General features: G+C 43.0%; 6 protein-coding genes and 4 pseudogenes. 3 read left to right on the top strand and 7 right to left on the bottom strand.

What is annotated here, in order from left to right; genetic code table 11:
• Nucleotides 1-133 precede the first annotated feature (133 nt).
• Nucleotides 134-1,036 carry a peptidoglycan DD-metalloendopeptidase family protein gene (locus AACT52_RS04060; protein ID WP_073636158.1) on the top strand — a complete coding sequence of 301 codons (903 nt, stop codon included), beginning with the start codon at nucleotides 134-136 and terminating at the stop codon, nucleotides 1,034-1,036.
• A gap of 91 nt (nucleotides 1,037-1,127) precedes the next feature.
• Here the strand turns inward: AACT52_RS04060 and AACT52_RS04065 are convergent, their stop codons facing one another.
• From AACT52_RS04065 to AACT52_RS04080, 4 genes and pseudogenes are all read right to left on the bottom strand, one after another.
• On the bottom strand, nucleotides 1,128-2,156 hold the full coding sequence (locus AACT52_RS04065; protein ID WP_073636159.1) for a cysteine hydrolase family protein: 1,029 nt from the start codon (nucleotides 2,154-2,156) through the stop codon (nucleotides 1,128-1,130).
• 127 nt (nucleotides 2,157-2,283) lie between these two features.
• A complete protein-coding gene (locus AACT52_RS04070; RefSeq protein WP_073636160.1) occupies nucleotides 2,284-2,574 on the bottom strand; it encodes a hypothetical protein in 291 nt (96 codons plus the stop codon).
• Nucleotides 2,575-2,834: 260 nt separating this feature from the next.
• Nucleotides 2,835-3,750: pseudogene (locus AACT52_RS04075) on the bottom strand (IS630 family transposase); the annotation flags it as partial.
• An 80-nt stretch (nucleotides 3,751-3,830) separates the two neighbouring features.
• Nucleotides 3,831-4,361: pseudogene (locus AACT52_RS04080) on the bottom strand (IS1 family transposase); the annotation flags it as partial.
• A gap of 518 nt (nucleotides 4,362-4,879) precedes the next feature.
• On the opposite strand from AACT52_RS04080, the gene AACT52_RS04085 reads away from it, so the two are divergent.
• Together AACT52_RS04085 and AACT52_RS04090 are read left to right on the top strand one after the other, a co-directional pair.
• A complete protein-coding gene (locus AACT52_RS04085; RefSeq protein WP_073636161.1) occupies nucleotides 4,880-5,152 on the top strand; it encodes a hypothetical protein in 273 nt (90 codons plus the stop codon).
• Nucleotides 5,153-5,287: 135 nt separating this feature from the next.
• Nucleotides 5,288-5,788 (top strand): hypothetical protein, encoded by a 501-nt coding sequence (locus AACT52_RS04090; protein WP_073636162.1) that lies wholly within the window; start codon nucleotides 5,288-5,290, stop codon nucleotides 5,786-5,788.
• Between the two features lie 29 nt (nucleotides 5,789-5,817).
• On the opposite strand, the gene AACT52_RS04095 is transcribed toward AACT52_RS04090, so the two are convergent.
• From AACT52_RS04095 to AACT52_RS04105, 3 genes and pseudogenes are all read right to left on the bottom strand, one after another.
• Nucleotides 5,818-6,189, bottom strand: coding sequence for a hypothetical protein (locus AACT52_RS04095; protein WP_143172994.1), 372 nt, complete (start codon nucleotides 6,187-6,189; stop codon nucleotides 5,818-5,820).
• Nucleotides 6,190-6,234: 45 nt separating this feature from the next.
• Nucleotides 6,235-6,494, bottom strand: a pseudogene (locus AACT52_RS04100) (zinc ribbon domain-containing protein); the annotation flags it as partial.
• 13 nt (nucleotides 6,495-6,507) lie between these two features.
• Nucleotides 6,508-7,074: pseudogene (locus AACT52_RS04105) on the bottom strand (IS66 family transposase); the annotation flags it as partial.

Genomic DNA, 7,074 nt, shown 5'->3' on the forward strand with positions numbered 1-7,074 from the left:
CTGGCGACTTATCCCCATGTCTAAAGCCAGGGGCTTGCGTCTCGTTTTCCGGTCAAAAAATAGCACTAACCACCTCTCATCACCTACTGTTGCCATCTAAAATCTAGAATAATTGAGTGCCTCCTTTATATACATGACTTTTTGCTATCGTTTACTTTTTCTCTGTAGCATAGTCACCAGCACCCTTGGGCTAGTATACACAAACCCATACTCCGCAGTGGCACAAACTTCTGTAACTGGTTGCCAGACCTCAGCCCTAGAACGCTTCCAGCGACATAAAGTTGCACCAGGAGAAACTGTGGAGAGTATAGCGCAACGCTACAATCTCACACCAGCTACTATTATCGCCATGAATTCGGCTTTACAAAACCGTAAAATTGCCGTTGGTAGCGAAATTCAAATCCCTCCATATAACGGAATCGTTGTTGAGGTATCGCCTGGTCAAAACTGGCGACAAATAGCAGCAAAATATAAAATTCGTCCTGATGTATTGTTTGACGTGAATGGGTGTCAGAAAAATCCCAGAGTCGTTTTTGTTCCCCAGCGAAATCGCTCACCCAGTCGTCCTATGACTGAATCTCCCACACCTCAGTTCCCTGGTAACTCCTCTACTTCCACTCTCAGTAAATTAGCTGGGTATCCCTTAGCGGAAGTCGCAACTGTGGCTGTAGGCTATGGCTGGCAAACTAATCCTAGCAATGGAGAAGTCTTCTTCCATAGTGGTATGGATTTGTTAGCAGCAAAAGGAACGCCAGTACAAGCGATCGGTGAAGGTACGGTCGCCTTTGCCAACGAGCAAGGAACTTATGGTAAATTGGTCATCATTAATCACAGTGGCGGCTTGCAAAGCCGTTACGCCCATCTTGATAGTATCAAAGTCTCCGTCGGTCAAGAAGTGAAAAAAGGAGACCTAGTCGGAACTGTGGGTACAACTGGAACACCAACCATCAGCCAATCCCATCTCCATTTTGAAGTGCGTTCTAGTTCATCCTTAGGTTGGACTGCTCAAGACCCTAAGGGGTATCTCCAGCCGTGAGGGAGTACGGAGGAAGTACACTAAAGGAGAAATTATTTCCTCATCTCCCTCATCCCCCTCATCCCCCTCATCTCCCTCACTCCCTCATTACTCAACTCAAAAAGGGTTCCGTAGATTTAACCAGGTGCATCCCTGCTGCTGCAAATCTCTCAAATGCTGCATCTGCTGCTTCCGTATAATCCACCACACCGGGAACAACAACAGGGGAAGTGCAATCTTCCAGCAGGTAAACTTTTTTCGCTAAATTCGGGTCTACTTGCTGGATTTCTGTTAATAAGTCGTCAATTGTCCAAGCGACACAGTGACTTTTGGCTTGACCTGCAACAATGACAGTATCAAATTCTAATAATTGTTGAATCAAGCGTGTGTTCTTTTGTGCAAAGGGACGTTTATCAAAACTTTCCAAAACTTCTGGACGCAAAACAGAATAATTTTCTGTTAAAGGATTATTCCCTTTGATTTCAAATTGCGTTTGACTATGACGAGCAATGCAGTGGAAAAATACCGCTTCTTCCACAGCAGAAACCAAAGCATGACCGATACCACCCAACATAGAATGATAAGACCAAACTGTTAGTGGATATTTTCCATCTTGACTGAGCTGCTTAACATAGTGATAAGCGTGCTTTTCTAATAATTCGTAGTCGTAGCCAAGACTGTAAGCAACTCCTGGGTTAACTTTCCAAATCCCTTTTTCAATATCTGCTGGTGTGATGCTAGTAGCAGATGGCGTTGGGTGTTCACCCGCCTGGTTTACCCAAAAAATGGAATGAAAAATTTGCATTGCTGTATGGGTATCCATCGTAGGAATAATTTTAGTAATGACTCCTAAATAGCGATAGATAAATTCACACAAGCGGATATTATCATTTACAGCAGCCGCCCCAGATTTTCCACCTACAAACAATTCAAATTCAGGAATGCAAAAGGTGTTTTGCACATCAATTAAAAGTAGGCAAATGCGGGTTTCATCTTCTGATGCTGGTTTGATGTTGTGTTTTTTTGCCCATTCTCTCGCTTCTTTTGCGCGTTGTTGGTAAGGTACACGCCAGACATAGCCAACTTCTTCAGAGTTGAAGTGAGGAGGGACTGGTAGTTGGGTTGTTGTTGGGGTGTTCATGGCAAAACTCCTTAGCCTTCCTTTTTGACAGTCTCATAAGTCGGCAGATATTGGCTGGTAATGGTGGCTGTTGGAGACTCAGGGCTAGGAGTTCAAGAAGGCGATCGCGACGCCTCTAAACAACGTTTTACTGGACAATAGTGGACATTGGCTGAAAACTGTACGAGTAACCATCTTTGCGATGGATTGGCTGACAATGCTTGTGACGAATAGACTGCAATTTTCCTAATGGAGTAGTCACATCAAAAGCACCGCTTTCTCGGACAGAAACACGCCCTAGATGAACACCTTGATGCTTGCCCTTGGGAACGTTAGCGCGAACAATATCGCCTACACTAGCCAGTTGCTCAGAAAGTTCTTCAGGGACTTCGAGTGTAATTTTCGGCACATTACCACCTCTAACGGTAATTCTTTCCATTATTGTAGCTATGCTCTAGGGTTATTTCATTCTTTCCTATTTTCTTAGGGATGAAAGTAAGTGGGCGGGAAAATTTATAAGTATGTAACGAAAACTTAACCAGATCGATTAGAGTCAAATTTGACACGTTGTGTAGTGTAGTTACCTTTTTCTCCCCTAGCTTTAACCCCATCAATCACGGCGTAAGCGAGGTCTAACTCATCATCAAATATTTGCCCACATAGTTCGTCTTTTTTAAGGTGGTGCCACTCCAATTCAATTGGGTTCATCTGCGAGCAATATGCAGGCAAAAAAAAGATGTACAAACCTTGGCTTTCCCACTTTGACCATAGCTTTTGCACTTGTTTACATCGATGTATCGGTCCGTTATTTTGTACGATTACCCTAGTACGTCTGGTTTCTTCCGCTTGTTGGGCAACTTTAACCATCATTGTGATGTAAGATTTGCGGTCAACACCCCCAATCACTAAACCATAAACAAAACTAATTAAAGGTTGGAGAAAACCGATAATGCTTAATCTACAACCACGACGCTTTGTTTGTTCTAAACGTTTTTGCTCACCTCTAAAGTAATAGGTGTAACAAGCGTTCGCTCCACACACAAAACCCGGATTCATCTAGGTACTTTAAGTCTATTTCTCCCGCAGCAGCAGATAATTCCAGCATATCTAAGTCTGCTTGCTTTCCTGCTCGTACTACGGGGTCTTGTTTTCCTTTGTGGCTCTTCCTGGCACGTTTCCAATTGATCCCCTTTTTTTGAGCACCCGTCTTAATCTGTCGGGACTCAATTTAATTTGGCGTTAGCGAAGCTCCTCCTCCGGAGGCTCGCCTTCTAATTTCTGCGCTTGTTGAAGACTGTTGTATGTACGTGGTTCTTTTTTGAGGCAATATAGCCAAAAACACTATGTCCTGTTCCTTCCACTTCGGTTTTCCTCCTCGTCCGGGTAATTCCCAAAGTCCTTCCAGACCCAGTTTTTGCCATTTATGTAAAACCTCTCTCACTGTTTGGGGACGTAAGTTTTAGTGAGCAGCTATTTTCTCAACGTACCAGCCATGTGCATTTAACCTGATTGCCTCTGCTCGGTCTTTAACTTTCTGTGGTACATCCCCACTTCTCAGGTTTAGCAGGGTTTTATCTTGCTCACAAGTCAGAAATACCCTGAGACGAGCACCCATATCTTAAGTTTCCTCGGTAAATACATTTTCTGTATTTATTTATCTTTACATAGTTTGGTTTTTTCGCACCCACCTACTTATGTCTTGCTGACAATTTGATCACCCTCTGGAATAAAACCCGGATAGACAGACCATCCATCAGTGATATAGAAATAACACTGCCAAGCGCTCACGATATCCCATAATGGTCGAAATGTTTCGGCACTATGGTCACCCAAGACCCACGCTAAAATACCTTGTGTAAAATGATTTACTGCTGTCCAGAGCCAAATTTTGTTTTTTTTGAGCCGACAAAAGTTTCCAGTTCATCAAGTTCACCTACTTCTGGAATCGTCTCTGGTTCGTAGCTATCAGGTAGGAGTTCTCCTACAAGTTTTACCCAAGTAATCAACGTTGTGTGATGCACACCTTTGATCCGTTCGATGCCACGAAAGCCCATGCCATTAACGTACATTTTCAGGCATTCCCGTTTCACTTCATCACTGTATCCTTGAGGTGGTTCATAGCGATCAATGAATTGGCGATCGCAATCACAGCAAATGTGATTCTGTTTACCTATGAATCTTTCCATTCTTACGGATATGGGACGACCCACAACGCGGACATTCCATCCAGTTTTACCTCAATTCATACCGCCATTATGCAACGCCCAAGAAACTTCTAAATACAACAAAGAATCCTAATTGGTTCGCGCAAGTTACTCGCGCGAACCAATTCTTTCTTTTCCACATCCCGTGAAAAGTCAGACCGATCCGCCTACTGCTCAAGGGGATTAAAGCTTTAAATCTTTAAATCTTTACGTGTGATAGCTTAGAGCTTTTCTTAGTGCCATTCGACTCTAGCCCTAAATTTTTTCCTTTGGTATTGGTGTTAGGTGAATGTCGTCATACGGCAATTTCCCGACTAGTGCGCAAATGGTGGTCATTCTGACGGGGGTATTGTGGCGTGGGTCATGTCAATTAGTAAATTTGTAATAATTGGGATTTTTTCTCTAACAATTTATAAACAACTATACCTAAAGACGTACTTATGACTTCGGTTGTCTTCTAACCAAGGTGTAATTAAATTAACAAATAAGTTGGTGTCAATTAACTTCAGTACTTAACTTTTTACAATTTTAGAGGGTATCATGGCTAACCAAAGCACTGAACTGAAAGCTAACTTGTTTGAAGAACTTAGCGATGCTGATTTAATCGCAGTAGTAGGTGGAACCGGGGGAAGTGGTGTAGTTCAATCACTTAACACAGGTATTGATACTACTTTGGATGGGTTGAGACAAGCAACTGTAGGAACAGGAAATGCGGCAATAAATGGGGCGGGTACCGCATTCAATGCCGTGAATGAGGGAATACGAACCATACGCGAAGGAACTCAAGCTGCTCTACTAGGACAGCCTGGTTAAATAAACGTTACAGCTTTGCTCTTAGCTGTGTCTAAAACTGCTAGTAGGGCTAGAGTCGAGAACTGACTCCAGTCCTAAATTTTTTGTTTAAATGTTCAAGTACGCACTACTTTAGAAGAAGCTCAGGAGACAGATATGTCATTGCAAAAGCAAATTAGTCCCTTCTTGAGCCAGCTAATTTCAGTCACATCTGTTTTATCTGCTACGTTTACCATGGGCATTTTTAGCATAGGAACTATTGCTATTGCAAAAATGGAGCAACCCACTACTCAACGTAGCTTTTGCACAAATGCAACTTTGCAAGGGTTATACGGACTTCAAATTACTGGGTTTCGATTGCCCGGAACTGTCCCTTTTGGTGCTGTTGGCTTGCACAAGTTTGACGGCAGAGGCAATTTGAGTGGGAATGGCACTGCCAATATTGGCGGTGTTATCTCTAAATTTACTGTCGAAGGTACTTACGAGGTCAATGCTGATTGTACCGTAAACGTAGACTACCCTGTCACTTTCTCCGACGGAAGCACTCGACAAACCTCCCAGACTGGCTTCATTGTCAATACCGGAAAAGAAATAGTCATTTTAGAAACATTTCCCAACGACAATGTTGAATCCGGAACTTACAAGAAAGTGATATAGATTCTTCAAGTCAGACTAATGGAGGACAACTAAAAATATCCCAGAAAATTAAGATACGCCAATGACTGGAGGATTAGTTTCACGTCGGGCAATGGGCGTGAAAGCTGTAACAAGTTCGTTAACTCCTGGCAAACTTGATGTGCCTCCTGATTCCGGCTCCACTCCCCCCAATAATCAATATCGGGCTTGCCCAACTGTTCCTGGTATTTCTTTAGCCAGTATTGCTTGCGGTCTGGGGGTGGATTCACGCCCAACTCAAAAGTTACGAGAATATCCCAGCGGTTGTTGATAAAAGCGTATTGAATCATGTAATCTCGGATTTCGTTGGGGCTTGCGTTCCACTCCACCTCCTCATCCGCGATCTGAAATATTTCATTCGCGTTCGCAGCTTTTGCTGCCACATCTATATATTTGACACTCCCCTGGCTGAACAAATTTCGCTACGCTTATTTGTTCGGAAAGCCAGGGGATTCTGCTTTCACCCTGGTTACTTGCTAAGCGCAGGTTTTCACCAACTAGAGTAGAGGTCGCCAGTCCAGCAGCTTTACATCCCGTCTGCCCGACGGTAGCTTGTTTAGCAAGATGCGCGAATATTTATCGCTGTGTTCACATCTCTTTGAAGTTGACACCCACAAGTACATTTATGGGTACGGGTTGAAAGAGATTTTTTTACAATTGCACCGCAATCTGAACACTTTTGAGATGTTAAGGATTCAGGTCTAGATTTGAGGAATTAAAGACGGTGCTTGGATATCCGGATTAACCATCGCTAAAATAGCTTGCTCAAAAAATTCAATTACGGAGCGTCCTTGACGACGACAAGTTTGTACTACGGTCAATAAATTGGCAGTATGTTTAAACCGCTCCATTGAACGGGAACCTCCACTAACCTTTCTCTTTGTTACTGCTAGCCTGAGCGTTCGCTCCGCTAAGTTATTGTCTGGAGATAGCTCTGGATGGTCTAAAAAATACCACCATTGATCTGTTTTGCAAGGTAGCGATCGTAAAAGCTTACCCGCTTCTCCCCCAGCTTTGTTCATCCACTCATCAATCGAGGACTTAACTTTTACTTTAAACCCCCAAGCCCAATTAAAGAACTCTCTTGAATTTTGGGTTTGTTGGAAATTTGCGTAATTTTTAAATGCTTCGTCAATCAGCTTGACAAAATTGTCTCCTATTTCTTGGTTATTTAATCCTGGCAGCTTAAGAGCGTTTTTTAAAATGGCGACGTAAATGTGCCAAGCATTTCTGTTGAGCTTTGACATCATAACCATTGTAATACCACA

This window comes from Scytonema sp. HK-05, assembly GCF_963872035.1.
Taxonomy (GTDB): Bacteria; Cyanobacteriota; Cyanobacteriia; order Cyanobacteriales; family Nostocaceae; genus Kalymmatonema.